The organism is Actinoplanes subtropicus (assembly GCF_000721705.1).
In the GTDB taxonomy this organism is placed as follows: domain Bacteria; phylum Actinomycetota; class Actinomycetes; order Mycobacteriales; family Micromonosporaceae; genus Actinoplanes; species Actinoplanes subtropicus.
This window is the reverse complement of record NZ_JOJL01000004.1, coordinates 283,374-298,496: the sequence shown is the minus strand read 5'-3', so window position 1 is coordinate 298,496 and position 15,123 is coordinate 283,374. Positions and strand designations below refer to the sequence as shown.

The window sequence follows — 15,123 nt, the reverse complement described above, 5'->3', positions numbered from 1 at the left end:
CTGCGCGACGTGGAGATCCGGCAGGTCGGCGCCGGGCTGCTGCCCGATGTCGGCGAGTTGTTCGACGGGAATGCGACGACCCGCGGCTGCTACTGCATGTGGTTCCTGCTCGCCGCCAAGGAGATGGACGCGGGCTGGACCGGCGGCAACCGGCTGCGCTTCGAGGCGGCGGTCCGCGAGTCGGGCGAGCCGTTCGGCGTGCTCGCCTACGACGACGACGGCAGGCCGTTCGGCTGGGCGGCGGTCGGGCCGCGCGCAAGGTACGGCCGGATCCTGCGCTCGCCGTTGATGACCGGCCGCGACCCGGCCGAGGACGAGCGGGTCTGGATGGTGCCGTGCTTCTTCGTCCGGGTCGGCGCCCGCAAGGCCGGCACCACCCAGCGGCTGCTGACCGCCGCCGTCGACGCCGCCGCCTCGCACGGCGCGACGGCGGTCGAGGGCTTCCCGCTGGCCGGCCCGGGCCCGCACCGGGATGATCGCTATCTGGGCACCGAGGGACTTTTCGCCGCCTGCGGATTCCACGAGCTCGCCCGCCCGTCACCCAGACGCGTAGTTATGCGTCGGCAACTTGTTTGATAATGGGGCCCGGAGACGGCAGTATGCACGGGTGCGTCGGAACCTGATCGTGATCCTCGCGGTGGCGGCGGTGGTGATCCTGGGCGGTGGCGGCCTGGTCTGGGCCCATGCGCGGGTCAAAACCGGCACGGCCACGCTCTCCCCGAGCTCGGTGATGGCGGGCGACACGCCGTCGCCCGCGGCGTCGTTCTCGCCGTCGGCCGCGCCCTCGCCCTCGCCCTCGGCCAGTGCGACCGCGTCCACGGAACACTCGGACTCGGACCGCGACGACCGGGTCAACCAGCTGACGGCGGCGCTGAAGAAGCTGGACAACACGTCCCCCGAGTTCTCGGTGGCCGTGCTCGACAAGCGGACTGGCGAGCGGTACGACTACCGCGGCACCGTCAAGTACGACACCGCCAGCATCGTCAAGGCGCAGATCCTCGCCTGCATGCTGCTGCACGACCAGGACGCCGGCCACGACCCGACGGCGGCCGAGATGGCCTGGGCCAAGCCGATGATCCGGTTGAGCGACAACAATGCCGCCACGTCGCTGTTCAACCACGTCGGCGCGCGCAGCGGCGTGACCGCATGCAACAAGCGGCTGGGCCTGACCCAGACGGTCGTGAACGGCTCCTGGGGCCTGACCCGGACGACGGCCGACGACCAGGTGAGGCTGTTGTCGAAGCTGGTCGACACGAAGGGCCCGCTGGACACGGAGTCGCGCAAGACGGCGTTCACCCTGATGAACACGGTGTCCGCGGGGCAACGGTGGGGCATCCCGTCGATCGCCCACTCGGGCGAGACCACGACGGTGAAGAACGGCTGGGACACCCGCTCGGCGGACGGCGGGCTGTGGGCGATCAACACGATCGGCCGGGTCACCTCGGAGGACACGAACGTCTCGGTGGCGGTGCTGTCGCACGACAACCGCTCGATGTCGGCGGGCGTGTCGCTGGTGGAGAAGGTCGCCAAGCTGACCCGGCAGTACCTGAAGTACTGAATCAGTGGATGACGCTGCCGGCGACGGTGCCGCCGGCGTCGTCGACGGTGTAGACCTGCACGGTGTGCACGCCGGACGGGAGGGGCTTGTTGCCGTCGTGGGTGAGCACGTATTCGGCGGCCGCGGCGAGGGCCAGGGCGGCGGCACCGGCCACGACGGCCAGGACGAGGGGCCAGCGACGGGCGTGGGGAGCCGGGATCGGACGGTCGAGCTCCGTCATCGAAGTCATGGGGATCAACGTATGCGGCAGCCGGCCCCGGCCACGTGAGTCGGCGTACTCAGTGCTGATGTCCGGCATCGGAGGGGGGACGGATCCTCGACACCGTGGTGCTGATCGCCCGCTGAATGGCGTCGCGCGCCGATCGCCGCGGGGCTAGCCTGGCGCGGTGAGTTCGGAGCTGGGAGTCCGGCCGGAACGGGCCGGGGATCACGAGGCCGTGCGCGAGCTGCACCGGCTGGCCTTCGGGGATGACGAGCCGGTTCCCGCGCTCGTCGACGCCCTGCGCGCCGGTCCGCGAACGACGTCGCTGGTGGCCACCGTGGACGAGCGGGTCGTCGGGCACGTGATGCTCAGTGGCTGCCGCCTGGACGCGCTGCCCCGCCTGGTCGACGTGTGCACGCTGTCGCCGCTGGGGGTGCTGCCCGAGTTTCAGGGCCGGGGCATCGGCACCCGGCTGGTCGCCGACGCCCTCGCCGCCGCCGACCGCCAGGGTGTTCCGCTGGTGTTCCTGGAGGGCTCACCGGTCTACTACGGCAAGCGGGGCTTCGCCGACGCCGCCGAGCACGGTTTCCGGCCGCCCTCGCTGCGTTACCCGCCCGGTGCCTTCCAGGTCGCCCGGCTGTCCTCGTACGAGGAGTGGATGACCGGCACCTTCGTCTACTCCGACGTCTTCTGGGACTTCGACTGCGTGGGCCTGCGCGGCGAGCGCCTCAAGAATGCCGGATCTGGAAGCCACTGAGCCCCTCGACCGGCTCCTCCCGAGCGTCCACCCCGGTGACCGAGGCCTCGGCCGGGCCCCGGCGGGACCACTCGACCAGGCGCTCGACGCTCTCGGGAGCGCCCTCGAAGACCGCCTCGACGCGGCCGTCGGGCAGGTTGCGGACCCAGCCGGCCACGCCCTGCTGACCCGCCACCCGCCGGCACGTGTCGCGGAAGAAGACGCCCTGCACCACGCCGGAGATCAGCACACGCTTTCGTAGCACCGCCCGAGCCTACGACGGCGTCAGGAACCGGTGCAGTGCGGCCGCCAGATCGCCGGGGTTCTCCTCGGCGGTGTGGCGTCCGGAGTCGATCGGCCCGCCGCGCAGGTCGGCCGCCCACGGCCGCCAGACCGCCAGCGGGTCGCCGTAGAGGTCTGCCATGTCGTCGCGGGCGGACCACAGGAACAGCGTCGGGCAGGCGACGGCGCGTCCGGCCCGCCGGTCGGCCTCCTCGTGTTCGCGGTCGACGCCGAGGCCCGCGCGGTAGTCCTCCAGCATCGCCCGGACCGTGCCCGGATCGTGGACGGCGGCCCGGAACTCCCGGTAGTTCTCGTCGCCCATCCGCTCCGGCCGGGCCCCGCTGTACCACGCGTCGGGGTCGGCCAGGATGGCCCGCTCCGGCTTGTCCGGCTGGGCGAAGAAGAACCAGTGGTACCAGTCCCGGGCGAACTTCGCGTCGCAGCGGGCGAGCGCCTCGCTGATCGGCACGCCGTCCATAACCACCAGCCGGTTCACCGCCCGGGGGTGGTCGAGGGCCAGGCGGAGCGCGACGTAGCAGCCCTGCCCGGCGTGCCGGACGCGCAGCTCCACCTCGCCGACATCGACGCGCTCGTCGACGAATCCCTCGAACATGCGAGGGAGGTACCCCAGCTACGTGAGGTAAAGCCACAGCAGGGTGCCGAGCAGCACCAGCAGCGCGACCGCGGCCAGCACGATCAGCGCGATCAGCCACCACCAGTTGCCGCCACCGCGGGCCGGCTGCTGCTGGTACTGGGCCGGGCCGAGCTGGCGGGCCTGGGGGCGGGCCGGTTTCAGCTCGAAGCCGCAGCGTTCGCAGCGGATGCGGGCCGGCTCGTTGGGGTAACCGCAGTTGCGGCACTGCAGCTGGCCGCGGGGCGCGCCGTAGTTGCCCGGCTGGAACTGGCGGGTGTCGGTGCGCCGCGGGGCCGGCACCGGCTGCGGCATCACGCGCAGGTTGGTGGCGTCGTCGCCGGCGTTGGGGCTGCGCGGGATCGACTGGGCCTGCGCGTCGCTCTCGCCGCCGCCCTTGCGCAGGAACATCAGCGGGTAGCCGCAGTTCGGGCAGAGCTGGTCGCGGTCCGGGTGGACCGGGTTGCCGCAGTCGGGGCACGGCATCTGCCGAACTTGTCCGTAAATCTCAGGCATTTTCGTCCCCGGAGGCGGTGGCGGGCGGGCGGGCGCGGCCGCGAGCGGGCTGCGCCTGGAAGCGGACGTCCAGCTGGACCCGGGCGCCGAGCGGCAGCTCGCTCTGCAGGAACCCGAGGACCTGCTTCTCGGTGAGATGGCCGGTGTGGTCCATCTGCACGACCACCGTCGCGTCGTACGGCGCCGGCTGGTCGTTGCTGCCGTACACCCCGCCGGCGTCGATCACCGTGACCCGGGCGCCGGTCGCGGCCTGCAGCAGCGCCTCGACGCCGTACCGGGTGCCGCGCCAGCCGAGCAGCTTGCCGACCTCGCGGACCAGGGTGCGGCGGTACTCGGCCGGGTCGGTGGGCTCCAGCATGACGCCGAGCCAGGAACCCAGGTACGCCAGCATCTCGGGACTGGCGAGCCCGGTGTCCACCTGGTACTCGATCGCGTCGATCCGTTCCCGTACGGTGTCGTGCACCTGCTCGAAGGCGGTCACGAAGTCGTGCAGCACCGGGTCCTCGCCCATCACCCGGGGCAGTTGCTCGACGAGCCAGCCCGCGCGCCCGGTCATTGTTGCACCACCACCCGGTGCTCGTACGACATGAACAGCGCCTCGGGCAGCAGCCGCAACCGCTGCTCGACCTGGTCGAGGGTGCGTTGCCGGCGCAGGTCGGCGGAGAAGAAGTGCACCGCCTCGACGCCCTGCACGCCGAACGAGCCGTGCAGCACGCCGTAGACGTCGCCGAGCTTCAGGTCGGTGTCGAACGGCCAGCCCTGACCGCTGGGCCCGCCGGTGAGCGGATTCAGGTACTCGTACAGCGCCCGCTCGGCCCGCTCCCGCACGGTCTCCGTGCGTACGCCCGGAGCGGCCCGCACCTCCGCGACCACCTTGACCCCCTGGTAGCGCGGAGCGTCGATGCGCAGGCGCATGGTCAGCAGCCGCCGCGGTTCCAGGTAGGCCTTGATCTGCTCCTCCAGCTCCTCGGACAGCGCAAGATCATCGAGTACGAGGTTCTCCGGCGCCACGTCGACGCGCGGCACCACCAGCAGGCGGGCCGGTTCGGACGGGCTGCTCGGCGGCAGGCAGCGGGCCCGCGCCACGCTCGGCGCCGCGTCCAGGGTGAGCCGCTCCACGTCCTCGGCGGTCACCGCGCGCCGCCCGCCGCGCAGCAGCATCGGCCCGCGCACCTTGGCGTTCTCCACCGTCTCGGCGTCCACGCCGCCGGTGCTCGGGTCGAGATTGGTCACGCTCGCCACGAACGGGATGGACGTGTGCAGGATGGTGAGCCGCTCGGCCGGGACGTTGCCGCGCCGGCCGCCGCCGAACCGGTACCCGGTCACGTAGATCTGCGCGTCGATCGGCGGGATCGCGCCGTGCTGGCGCACCCGGCCCTCCCGGTCGAGCACCCGCGGCCCGAAGCGGATCTCGCCGGTCGCGCCGGACCAGGTGAAGACCCGGTCGTCGTCCTCGGCGTCGGCCAGGTCGGCCACCTCGGTCCACTCCTGCTCCTCGGGCTCGCCGGTGCGCTCGTGCCGGGGCAGCACCACCCGGACGGTCTCGTCGAAGCGGCGCGGCAGCACCGGGACCCGGCGCACCTGGAACACCTGGCCGGGCCGGCCGTTGCTGGCACCGAGCAGTTCGGCCGGGGCCGGCTCGGCGTGGTGCGCGGAGACCGCGCCGCCGAGCGCGACCGCGGAGAGCTGCTCGAGGACTGGCGGGTTGGTGTACTCGGGCTGCCCCTCGACCGCCCGGACCAGCCGGCAGCGCAGCCAGTAGGCCCGGCGGGAGCCGATCGCGAGCGCCTCGTGCCGCATCGGCAGCAGCAGGGTCACCTCGCCGGTGCTGTTGAAGCCGGCGCTGGTGTCCTCGAGGATCCGCACGTCCTTCCAGGTGTGCCCGTCCCATGCCTCCCACACCCGGGGCGGCCGGCGCGGGTCGACGCCGGCGCCCTCCGGCCCGGTCGTCACGTCGAGGCGCAGCAGGTTCCCGGCGGCCGAGTCCTGCAGTCCGAAGTAGACGGCCTCGTCCGGTTGCAGGGTCGGGAACAGCTGCACGGTGGCGGCCTCGCGGCGCAGTTCCTCCCAGTGGTCGGCGTACCGGTCGCCGGTGTGGGTGAGGCAGGCGACCAGCGTGGGCGGGGTGACCAGCAGCTCGGAGTCGGTCAGGAAGACGATCGGCGCCTCCTCCTCGCGGCGCTCGGTGCTGACCTGGGTGCCGGGCGGGACGCGGACCACCTCCTCGCGGGCGGCGGTCAGCCGGAACAGCAGGTCGGCGCGGGCCGGCACGGCCGAGAACAGCTCGACGCCGACCAGCTCGAGGAACTTCACGTACAGCCGGTCGGGCACCTGGTTGAGCCGGTACAGCGTCATCTCGGTCATCCAGGCGAACAGCTCGATCAGCGCCACGCCGGGGTCGGAGACGTTGTGGTCGGTCCACTCCGGGCAGAGCCGGTTGATGCGCCGTTTCGCCTCGTCGACGATGTCCTGGAACCGGCGATCGTCGAGATCGGGTGCGGGGAGGCTCATGACACCGGCTCCTCGGTCGGGATCGTATAGAACGGAAACACCAGATTGCGTACGTCGTTCGTCGACTTCACGCGGTAGGCGACGGTGATGTGCACGGTCCCGGTGGTCTGCTCCCCGACCGCCGCCACCGATTCCAGCTCGATCCGCGGCTCCCACCGCTCGAGCGCCTCCCGGACGGCCTGCTCGATCAGGCCGAGCGTGCTCGCGGTCAGCGGGGCGAACAGCTGCTCCCACATCGAGCAGCCGAACTCGGGCCGCATGACCCGCTCCCCCGGCACGGTCGACAGGATCATCCGGATCGCCGCGTCCACCTCCTCGGTGCCGGTGACCAGGCGGACGCTGCCGTTGCGGCTGATCGAGGCCGGGAACGCCCAGCCGTTGCCGATGAAGTCGTCGCTCGCCATGGTTCAGGCCACCAGCACGTCGGGCGAGCCGCCGCTGATCACGCTGGTCGGCGCGTCGACCGGGTCGTTGCAGGTGGCGACCTGATCGCCGAGCCGGGCGAGGGGCTTGCCGTTGACCAGCACGGTCGGCGACCCGATGAGCACCGTGCCCTGGTTGGACGGCGGCCGCTGGAACGGGAACGGCGGGATGTGCGGGGTCTGCTGGGACTTGCTGCCCTGGGTCGCGGCGGGCCGCCCGTTGATCAGCACGTCGGTGGAGAGGGAGAGGGCGAGCTGCCCGGCGTACGGCAGCGGGGTGGGGGTCGGCACCGGCCCGCCGGGCGACGGGACCATGAGGATGTGGATGTCGGTCCCGGTGACCGGGTCGTTCTGGCGTGCGGCGGGTTGCGGCATGGCCCCTCCTCTCCTTCGGTTCGGTCAGTTCAGTTGAGCTTGATCGGCTTGCCGGACGTGGTGAGCGGCCCGGACGCGGTGATCTCGACCTGGCTGCCGGAGAGCGACAGCTTCGAGGTCGCCTTGATCTCGACGTTGGTGGCGGTGATGACGAGCTTCTGGTCGCCAGTGACTTTTGATTCCGACTGCTCCAGACGCAGCAGGCAGGGCGAGCCGCCCAGGCTCACCTCCACGAAGGGCTTGTCGTCGTCGAGGACCAGCCGGGAGTCCTTGCGGGACACCAGCATCCGCTGCTTGACCTGGCCGCCGCCGACGGCGCCCGGGTCGGGCGGGGCGTCCTTGCGGTTCCACAGGCCGCCGAGGATCACCGGGCGGGCGGTGTCGTCGAGCTCGAAGCCGACCAGCACCTCGTCGTCGACCTCGGGGATCCACTGCAGGCCGCGCTGCTTGCCGCCGCCCGGGGTGGCGACCCGGGACCAGGCGCTCTCGTCGTCCTGGGAGAGGGTCGGGAACTTCACCCGGACCCGGCCGAGCTTCTCCGGGTCGTCGTTGTTGGTGACGATCCCGACGACCAGGCCGGACCAGCCGCGCTTCTCCGAGGGGGTGCTACCGCCACCGCCACCGCCGGTCAGGTCGGCGAGGCCGGCCGGCTCCTTGCCGCCGCAGACGAACCGGGTCAGGTACGGATGGGCCGCGCCCCACGAGTGCTCGACGCCGGTGACCCGGTACGCGCCGGTCAGCCGGGAGCCGATGCCCTCGAGGTGCACCTTGGCGCCGGCGCCGATCAGCGGGTCGCCGGCCGCCTCGCCGTGCAGCACCGCCTCCTCGCCGGAGGCCCGCAGCATCAGCGAGCCGGCGAGCGCGTCCGCCTCGGCCTGGTCCTTGATCGGGAACTGGCCGGCGTTGCGCTTGACCCGGCCGAACGCGCGCTTGGCCGCATCCGACAACTCCTGGGCGGCGGGCGCGTCGGTGCCCGGGTCGGTCTTGTCGGAGCGGCCGGTGATCGCCTCCTTGCCCAGGTTGTCCCAGCCACGGATCTCCACCTCGTCGCTGCGTTCGGCCGCGCTGAACCGGGTGCTGAACCGGGACAGGTTCTTGCCGTACACCAGCTTGGGCGGGGTTGCCGTTGATCTTGGGGTCTTCTTGAAGTAGAACTTCTTCTCGCTTACCCAGACGTCGAAGCCGATCCGGGCGGCGCGGCGGCGCAGGAAGGCGTAGTCGGTCTCGCCGGCCTGCAGCACGTAGTCGTGGGTGCCGCCGGTCGCGTCGACGTCGGCGTCCAGGCCGTACTCGCCGGCGATCCGGGAGGCGATGTCGGCGTCGGTGACCTTCTGGAAGCTGCGCGACTTCGCCACCCGGGCCAGCCGGTGGGTGAGGTCGAAGCCGGTGAGGATCAGCTCGTGCCGGCCGGAGGCGCCCGGCTCGACGCTGATCGCGGTCACCTCCCCCGTGGTCACCACGACCGGGTCGGCCTCGGCGCGGAAGGCGATCTCGACCCGCGTCCCGATCGTCCACTGCCCCTTGTCGAACAGCTCGAAGTGCGGATCGTCGAAGTGGATCGAGAAGTAGTCCGGCAGCAGCACCGACTCCTCCACCCGGACCAGCGCGACCTGGGGGTACATCGCCGGCTCGAGCGGCCGCCCGTCCAGCGAGATCACCACCCCGTCGAGCCGGCGCTTCTCCTCAGCCACGGCGGCGCACCGGCAGCTCGGGGATGATCATCAGGGTGCCCGGTTCCAGCGCGAGCGGATCGACGACGTTGTTGGCCTCGGCGATCAGCCGCCACCGGGTCGAGTCGGCGTAGTGCTTGGCGGCGAGCCGGTCGAGCGTCTCGCCGTGACTCAGCCGGTGCACGGTCTGCAGCGACGGGGTGTGCGAGGTCGGGTTCTGCAGCGGCTTGACGGCCTCGTCCTCGTACTGCTTCATGGAGAGGTCGGCCTTGGCCCGCAACGGCGTCCCGTTGGCGGCGAAGTAGGTGAACTTCAGCGACAGCCGCTCGACGACCGCCTTGAACGACTGCAGCGTCCCCCAGTTGAAGGTCACCCACGGCGGCCGCGCCTTGTTCCGGCTCTTGTCCGTGGACGGGAGCTTCGGATCGACACTGACCAACTTCAAAAGCTTGTCGGTGTGTACGGTGACCGGCTCCCCGGTGTCGGTGGTGTCCAGCGTGATGCTCAACGCGAGCGTCCCCGGCTGCCCGGCGGAGAACTTCAGCAGCGGCGCGTTGTTGCCCTTGCTCTCGGCCGCGTTCCACGAGGCAGACTTGGTGATGGTCAGCTCCGCCGGGTTGAACAGCAGCGGAATGACCTCTTTCGTCTCGGTCCGGAGCTCGGCCTTGACCGGCGCCGTCGGAACCCCAGCCATCAGAACGCCCCCACCCTCGTCGTTGTCCGGCCCATCAGAAGATCCCCGCCCATCTGCCGCCACGGCGTTCGATCTCGCGGAGCAGGCGGCGCTCGACGATCTCGACGACCTGATCGGGGTCTAGCGGTTTTGCGGCCCCCGCCGCCGCGCCCACTGCCGCTGTCGCCGAGCGGAGGGCGCCGCCGACGGCGTTGGTGGCTCCGCCGGCGGCATCGCTCGCCGCCGACTCCGCGCCCTCGGCCGCCTGGCCCACGGCACCCGGCAACCCCGACATCGCGCCGCCCGCCATGCCCTGCAGCCCGGACATCGCGCCGCCCGCCATGCCCTGCAACCCCGACATCGCGCCGCCCGCCATGCCCTGCAACCCGGAGAACGCGTCCGCCGCCGCGCCCTGCGCCCCCGAGAAGGCGCTGCCCATCGGGCTCCCGGACGCCTCGATCACGGCCGCCCGGGCCGCGCGCGTGGCGACCTCGCTGACCGCACCCATGCCGCCCCCGCCCACCGGCAGCGAGTCGACGATCCCCGCACCCGTGGTCGCCGCCTGGCCGAGCCGCTCCCGGCCCGCCGCGAGCGCCTGCCGTTCGTCGTCGTCGAGCAGCCCCGAGGCCCCGCCCAGGAGGAACCGCGGCCGCCGAACGGGACTCTTGGTGTGCGTCAACTCGTGCGCGAGCACGGCCGACACCGCGGGCCCGTCCGTCGGCACGGCCGGCAGGTGCACGACCGTCCCGGTGGTGGCTCCGAGGGCCCCGGCAGCCGCGAGCGCATGACGGGTGTTGGGTCCCGTCGTGAACAGTGGCGGCCGCGCCCGCCCGGTGATCGCCGACGCCATCGCGTGGAAGGCGGCCGGCAACGGACGAGGCGCCTCCAACGGCCGAGCCGCAACGGCGGTCTCCCAACGCTGGCCCGGCGTGGCGCCCATGGCGCTCGGGACGGTGGCTACCTTTTCGGGTGCGCCTACGCCCGAAGTGCGCCCCTGGGTGCCCGCTCCGATGTGGTGCCCGACCGCCGGGCCGACGGTGACGGCCCCGGTCGGATCCGGCACGTTCCCGGGCGGCAACGTGGCCGCCCCGAGCACCCGCATACCTTCGGCGCCTTCCGGATCGCTCACCGTCGGCCCGTCCACGGGTCGCCTGACGAGCGATGGCCCCACTCCACCCGGACCGGCGAGCAGGCCCGCCCCGCCGGACACTCCGGCGCCGAGCGACCCGCCAGGGCCGTCACCGGAACCACGGCCGGCAACGCCACCCGGACCGGCAACGCCCCGGAAGCCCGCCCGCCCGACGACGCCCGGCCCCCATCCGCCCGCGCCGCCGCCTCCGACGCCCTTCGAACCGCTGCCCACCGAGCCGATGGCCGGAGAGCCGACGCCTTTCAAGGCGCTGCCCGCCGAGCCGCGCATGGGGCCGGTGCCCGCCGGACCGCGCCCGACGGCAGCGTCACGCTCGCGGCTCGTCGAGGCGTTGCCGCTCCCCCGCGGCCCGGAATGTCCCGTCGCGGAGCCCCGGTCGCCCGGCATGGCCGGAGCCGATCCCGCCGCGGGTTCGACGGATATCGAGATCCCTCCGCGCACCGGCAGGCCGTCGGCCAGCCCGGCGCCGACCACCGGCGCGGGATCGCCGGTCGTGAGCGAGGCGAGGTTGCGCCGGGATGCGTCACCCGGCAGGCGCATGGTCCCGCCGCCCGCGATGCCCTCGCCGCCGGCGGAACCCGAGTGACCCGCGGAACCGCGCGTGGGGCCCGAGCCGCCCCTCGCCGCCGAGCCATCCATGGAACCCGGCCCGCTCCTCGTTGCGGAGCCACCCGCCGGGCCGAGGCCGGTCCGGGCAGCCGGGACACCCGCGACAGCGGACGACGCTCGCCCGCCACCCAGGACGTCGACACCGGCCGAGCCCGCCGGCCCGCGCAACGACCCGAGGCCCGGTCCCATCGCCAGCTCGTGCCCGGGCCGCACATCCGGACCGAGCGCCGGCTCGCCGATCAGCGACGCCCCGGCCACCAGCGGCGTCCGGGCCACGGACAGCCGTCGCGCCGAGCCTCCGACGACCGGCATCCCGGCTCGGACGTTCCCGGCCGGCCCACCCGGAATGGCGCCGCTGGTGTGTGACGACCCGGGACCGCCCAGCAACGAGCGCCGCCCGATCGAGCCCGGCGCCGGTCCCCGGGCCCTCCGTGCTGTCTCCCCGCCCGGCGACGCACCGGAGAACGCGGCGCGCTGTCGAGAAGACCTGTACCACCGGAGGATCGACCAGGGCGCCCGCACGGGAAGCCCGTCCGCTATCCCGGCGCCGGCCGATGGGCCGGCTCCCCGCCCGGCGGCAGAGCTCATGGCACCCGGCGAGCCACCCATTCGCCGCCCGCCGGAACCGGGCAGCCCCGGCCTCAGGGGCCGGGGCAGCAGGCGGGCGACGAAGCGGAGCGCTCGCCGCAGCGGGCGCTCACGATGCGACCGTGAAGCCACTGTGGCACACCTCCAGCTCCTCGATCGCCAGGTCGCGGGAGGACGCCGCCAGCCTCGGCCCGGTCCACTTCACCGGCTTCACCTCGATCAGCGACCAGGTGCGGAACGGCTTGCCGTTGGCCTTCAGGACGCTGATCGAGCCGGTCTCCGCGGTGATCGTGTTCGTCTTGCTGAAGCCGTTGCCGGAGAACTGCATCAGCCAGGTGAACAGCGCGTCCGAGTCGGTCAGGCCGCGTTTGAGCACGATGTTCGGCCAGCGCATCCGGCCGAGCAGCTTGTGCGTGAACGCGTTCTGCCCGCCCTCGGGCAGCTCCTCCACGTCGATCGAGACCCCCAGGCCGGTCACCTCCGTGAAGGCGCCGATCTGCAGCGTGCCGATCTTGAAGATGAACTTGCCGACGAAGGGCGGATCGATCGTGTGCGCCTCAGCCACCCGTCACTCCTTGCCATGCGCGTTCGTTCAGGCCGCCCACCTCCCGCAGGAGGCGGATCCGGTCGCCGTGTTCCAGGTCGAGCAGCCGATCGAAGTCCCAGTGCAGGTGGTACGCCAGGAAGGCGATCTCCTGCCAGAGCTCGTCGTGCGCGTAGTGCCCTAGCCCACCTCCACCGACGCCGGCGGGAAAGGGGTGCCGGGCTCCAGCGTGTCGAGGATGCTCGGGTCCTGGAAGTTGACGATCCGGTACAGGTCCTGCAGGTAACTGAAGTCGGAGACGAACAGCGACTCGATCGTCTTCGTGGTGACCCGGCCGACCGTGCCGAGCTGGGTCACCACCCGGGCGAGGACGATCACGGTCGCGTACGCCTCGTTCTCCTTCACGCGGCCGTCGCGCAGCGGCTCGATCTCGTCGCGCGCGCAGGCCAGCCGCATGATGCCGGTCTTGTGCAGGGTGCCGTCGTCGTCGACGTAGCCCTTCGGCAGCGTGAAGGGGAACTCGGTCTGCAAACCGCTCATGCCCGGTGGAGCCCCTCGTGCGTGATGACGACCTTTTCCGTGGCGACCTCGTTGGCCCCCGCGTCGAGCTCGGCACCGGTCCACTTGGAGACCCAGCCCCGCTCGAAGTTCCAGCGGGCGACCTCGGCCTTCATCGAGTCCTTGATGACGATCGAGCCGTCCCGGCGGGCCGAGTCGATGTCGCCGTCCTCGACCTGCTTGCGCCACTCCCAGAGGGCCTTGGACTCGTCGATCCGGCGCTCCAGGGTGATGTCGCTCCACTTCATCGCCCCGGGCATCTTCCGGATGATCATCTTTCCGTCCTTGGTGGCCTCCTTGTACTCGATCGTCTCGGTCTCCGACTCGACGCCCGAGCACTTGCGGAAGCTCGCCATCTCCACTCCGCCGATCTCCAGGACGAAGTTGAAGGTAGCCATCAAATCAGGCATAGCAGCCTCTCTCTAGTCGACGACGGAACTACTCGGAAGCGGCGCCGCCGCCCTGCCACTGACTGATCCGGAAGATCACGAACTCGGCCGGTTTCACCGGCGCGATGCCGATCTCGACGATGAGCTTGCCCTCGTCCACCGAGGACGCCGGGTTGTTGCTCTCGTCGCACAGCACGTAGAACGCCTGCTCGGGGGTCGCGCCGACCAGCGCCCCCTGCATCCACAGGCCGCGCAGGAACGAGGTGATGTTCCGCTTGACCCGCTGCCACAGGTCGTAGTCGTTGGGCTCGAAGACGGCCCACTGGGTGCCGCGCTGGATCGATTCCTCGACGAAGTTGAACAGCCGCCGCACGTTGATGTAGCGCCAGCTCGGGTCGGTCTTGGCCAGCGTGCGGGCGCCCCAGATCTTGGTGCCGTAGCTGCCGAACGAGCGGATGCAGTTGACCCCCTCGGGGTTCAGCAGGTCCTGCTCGCCGCTGGTGATGTCGGACTCGAGCCGGACGATGCCGCGCAGCGCCTCGTTGGCCGGGGCCTTCCACACGCCGCGGGCCGCGTCGGTGCGGGCCCACACGCCGGCCACGTGGCCGGCCGCGGGGACCACCAGGGAGAGCTCGCCGTTGGTGGCGCCGGGCCGGGCGAGCGGGTTGCTGACCACCACGTTCGGGTAGTAGAGCGTGCCGAACGCCGAGTCGCGGGCCAGCCGGGCGCGCCACTCCAGGGCGCGGGTCGCGTTCAGCCCGGGCGGGGTGTCCAGGATGGCCATCTTGTTGTGGCTGGCCTCGCAGAAGTCGATCAGCTGCTTCTGCGCGCCGAGGAACGTCTCCTCGTCGATGCTGCCGTCGTCCCGGGTGGCCACCGTGACCAGGTCGGGGATGGCGACCATGGTGACGTTCTCGGCGATCGCGAGGCCCTGGTAGCCGGTCCGGTCGCTCTCGCTGCCGACCAGGTCGGCGGGGGTGACCGACTTGCTCGACACCGGCGGCACCTCGAGGGTGTAGCGGCCGGCGGCCGGCGTGCGCTCGGCGAGCGACGCGCCCTGCAGCGGCTGCACCTCGATGCGGACGAACTTGGAGCGGTCGTTGACCGTCTTCTCCACGGTCCGGGTGCTGCGGCCGCTGAACTGCAGGCCGCCCAGCTCCTCGCGGAGGGCACCGCCCTCGTACACGCGCAGGGTGTATTCCCCGGAGCCGTTGCTGCCGGAGCCGCCGTCGCCGCCCTCGCCCTCCTGCGGCGGGGCCGGTGGCGCCGGCGGGATCACTTCGACCTCGAGGTTTCGGCCCGGCTCGATCGCGGACAGCTGGATGCTGGGCGTGTCGGGCCGGTCGGCGGAGGGCAGGGTCAGCGTGGGCCGGCCGCCGTTCGGGCTGTCGCCCTCGGTGGTGGGGATCCGGCAGATGTACGCCTTGCCGCCGCCGTTCTCGAAGAAGCCGCGGACGGCGTGCGGCAGCATCGCGCCCCGCACGAACCCGCCGTAGATCCGCTCGAACTGCGGCCAGCTCGTCACCAGCTGCGGTTTGACACCGGCGGGGTCGGTCGGGTCGCCCTGCTCGGCGTCGTAGCGCTCGGTGAAGCCCACGAACGCGGCGACGGCGGTGCCCACCCCCTCGATGGGCATGGAGCCGCTGGGTTGCTCCTCGATGTAGACGCCCGGTGCTCCGTACGACGCGGCCATGAAGTCTTCCCCCTAG

General features: G+C 72.0%; 18 protein-coding genes and 1 pseudogene. 3 read left to right on the top strand and 16 right to left on the bottom strand.

The window, feature by feature from the left end:
* Positions 1 to 9: 9 nt before the first annotated feature.
* Both IH26_RS0107185 and IH26_RS0107180 read left to right on the top strand, forming a co-directional pair.
* On the top strand, positions 10 to 576 hold the full coding sequence (locus IH26_RS0107185; protein WP_051807655.1) for a hypothetical protein: 567 nt from the start codon (positions 10 to 12) through the stop codon (positions 574 to 576).
* 31 nt (positions 577 to 607) lie between these two features.
* The gene (locus IH26_RS0107180; RefSeq protein ID WP_030435320.1) at positions 608 to 1,558 is read left to right on the top strand and encodes a serine hydrolase; all 951 of its coding nucleotides are present in this window, start codon (positions 608 to 610) and stop codon (positions 1,556 to 1,558) included.
* A 1-nt stretch (position 1,559) separates the two neighbouring features.
* On the opposite strand, the gene IH26_RS0107175 is transcribed toward IH26_RS0107180, so the two are convergent.
* Complete coding sequence (locus IH26_RS0107175) at positions 1,560 to 1,787, bottom strand: hypothetical protein (protein ID WP_157437090.1); 228 nt, start codon at positions 1,785 to 1,787, stop codon at positions 1,560 to 1,562.
* 157 nt (positions 1,788 to 1,944) lie between these two features.
* Here IH26_RS0107175 and IH26_RS0107170 point away from each other — a divergent pair, with 157 nt between their 5' ends.
* Entirely contained in the window at positions 1,945 to 2,517 is a 573-nt protein-coding gene (locus IH26_RS0107170) for a GNAT family N-acetyltransferase (RefSeq protein ID WP_245664986.1), read from the top strand.
* Here the strand turns inward: IH26_RS0107170 and IH26_RS0107165 are convergent.
* The 15 genes and pseudogenes from IH26_RS0107165 to IH26_RS0107095 all read right to left on the bottom strand — a co-directional run bounded on the left by IH26_RS0107165 (position 2,489) and on the right by IH26_RS0107095 (position 15,107).
* Positions 2,489 to 2,761 carry an acylphosphatase gene (locus tag IH26_RS0107165; RefSeq protein ID WP_030435317.1) on the bottom strand — a complete coding sequence of 91 codons (273 nt, stop codon included), beginning with the start codon at positions 2,759 to 2,761 and terminating at the stop codon, positions 2,489 to 2,491. The genes IH26_RS0107170 and IH26_RS0107165 overlap by 29 nt on opposite strands.
* 9 nt (positions 2,762 to 2,770) lie before the next feature.
* Positions 2,771 to 3,391: an alpha/beta fold hydrolase gene (locus tag IH26_RS0107160; protein ID WP_030435316.1), complete on the bottom strand. Its 621-nt coding sequence runs from the start codon at positions 3,389 to 3,391 to the stop codon at positions 2,771 to 2,773.
* 18 nt (positions 3,392 to 3,409) lie between these two features.
* Positions 3,410 to 3,895, bottom strand: a complete 486-nt coding sequence (locus IH26_RS0107155; RefSeq protein ID WP_030435315.1) for a zinc-ribbon domain-containing protein — start codon at positions 3,893 to 3,895, stop codon at positions 3,410 to 3,412.
* Between the two features lie 22 nt (positions 3,896 to 3,917).
* A complete protein-coding gene (locus IH26_RS0107150) occupies positions 3,918 to 4,481 on the bottom strand; it encodes a phage tail protein (protein ID WP_030435314.1) in 564 nt (187 codons plus the stop codon).
* Positions 4,478 to 6,436: a putative baseplate assembly protein gene (locus IH26_RS0107145; protein ID WP_030435313.1), complete on the bottom strand. Its 1,959-nt coding sequence runs from the start codon at positions 6,434 to 6,436 to the stop codon at positions 4,478 to 4,480. The genes IH26_RS0107150 and IH26_RS0107145 overlap by 4 nt, the downstream gene beginning before the upstream one ends.
* Positions 6,433 to 6,840, bottom strand: a complete 408-nt coding sequence (locus IH26_RS0107140) for a GPW/gp25 family protein (RefSeq protein ID WP_030435312.1) — start codon at positions 6,838 to 6,840, stop codon at positions 6,433 to 6,435. Before IH26_RS0107140 ends, IH26_RS0107145 begins: the two co-directional genes overlap by 4 nt.
* A 3-nt stretch (positions 6,841 to 6,843) precedes the next feature.
* Entirely contained in the window at positions 6,844 to 7,233 is a 390-nt protein-coding gene (locus IH26_RS0107135; protein ID WP_030435311.1) for a PAAR domain-containing protein, read from the bottom strand.
* 29 nt (positions 7,234 to 7,262) lie between these two features.
* Entirely contained in the window at positions 7,263 to 8,924 is a 1,662-nt protein-coding gene (locus tag IH26_RS0107130) for a VgrG-related protein (protein ID WP_030435310.1), read from the bottom strand.
* A complete protein-coding gene (locus IH26_RS0107125; protein WP_030435309.1) occupies positions 8,917 to 9,597 on the bottom strand; it encodes a CIS tube protein in 681 nt (226 codons plus the stop codon). Before IH26_RS0107125 ends, IH26_RS0107130 begins: the two co-directional genes overlap by 8 nt.
* A 34-nt stretch (positions 9,598 to 9,631) precedes the next feature.
* The gene (locus tag IH26_RS0107120; RefSeq protein ID WP_169789729.1) at positions 9,632 to 10,705 is read right to left on the bottom strand and encodes an eCIS core domain-containing protein; all 1,074 of its coding nucleotides are present in this window, start codon (positions 10,703 to 10,705) and stop codon (positions 9,632 to 9,634) included.
* A 1,327-nt stretch (positions 10,706 to 12,032) separates the two neighbouring features.
* Positions 12,033 to 12,488 carry a phage tail protein gene (locus tag IH26_RS0107115; RefSeq protein WP_030435307.1) on the bottom strand — a complete coding sequence of 152 codons (456 nt, stop codon included), beginning with the start codon at positions 12,486 to 12,488 and terminating at the stop codon, positions 12,033 to 12,035.
* Positions 12,481 to 12,630, bottom strand: a pseudogene (locus IH26_RS64450) (DUF6760 family protein); the annotation flags it as partial. The gene IH26_RS0107115 and the pseudogene IH26_RS64450, both read right to left, overlap by 8 nt.
* A gap of 17 nt (positions 12,631 to 12,647) precedes the next feature.
* The gene (locus IH26_RS0107105; protein WP_034213962.1) at positions 12,648 to 13,007 is read right to left on the bottom strand and encodes a hypothetical protein; all 360 of its coding nucleotides are present in this window, start codon (positions 13,005 to 13,007) and stop codon (positions 12,648 to 12,650) included.
* Entirely contained in the window at positions 13,004 to 13,423 is a 420-nt protein-coding gene (locus tag IH26_RS0107100; RefSeq protein WP_084598687.1) for a phage tail protein, read from the bottom strand. The genes IH26_RS0107105 and IH26_RS0107100 overlap by 4 nt, the downstream gene beginning before the upstream one ends.
* Positions 13,424 to 13,463: 40 nt before the next feature.
* On the bottom strand, positions 13,464 to 15,107 hold the full coding sequence (locus IH26_RS0107095; protein ID WP_030435304.1) for a phage tail sheath family protein: 1,644 nt from the start codon (positions 15,105 to 15,107) through the stop codon (positions 13,464 to 13,466).
* Positions 15,108 to 15,123 lie beyond the last annotated feature (16 nt).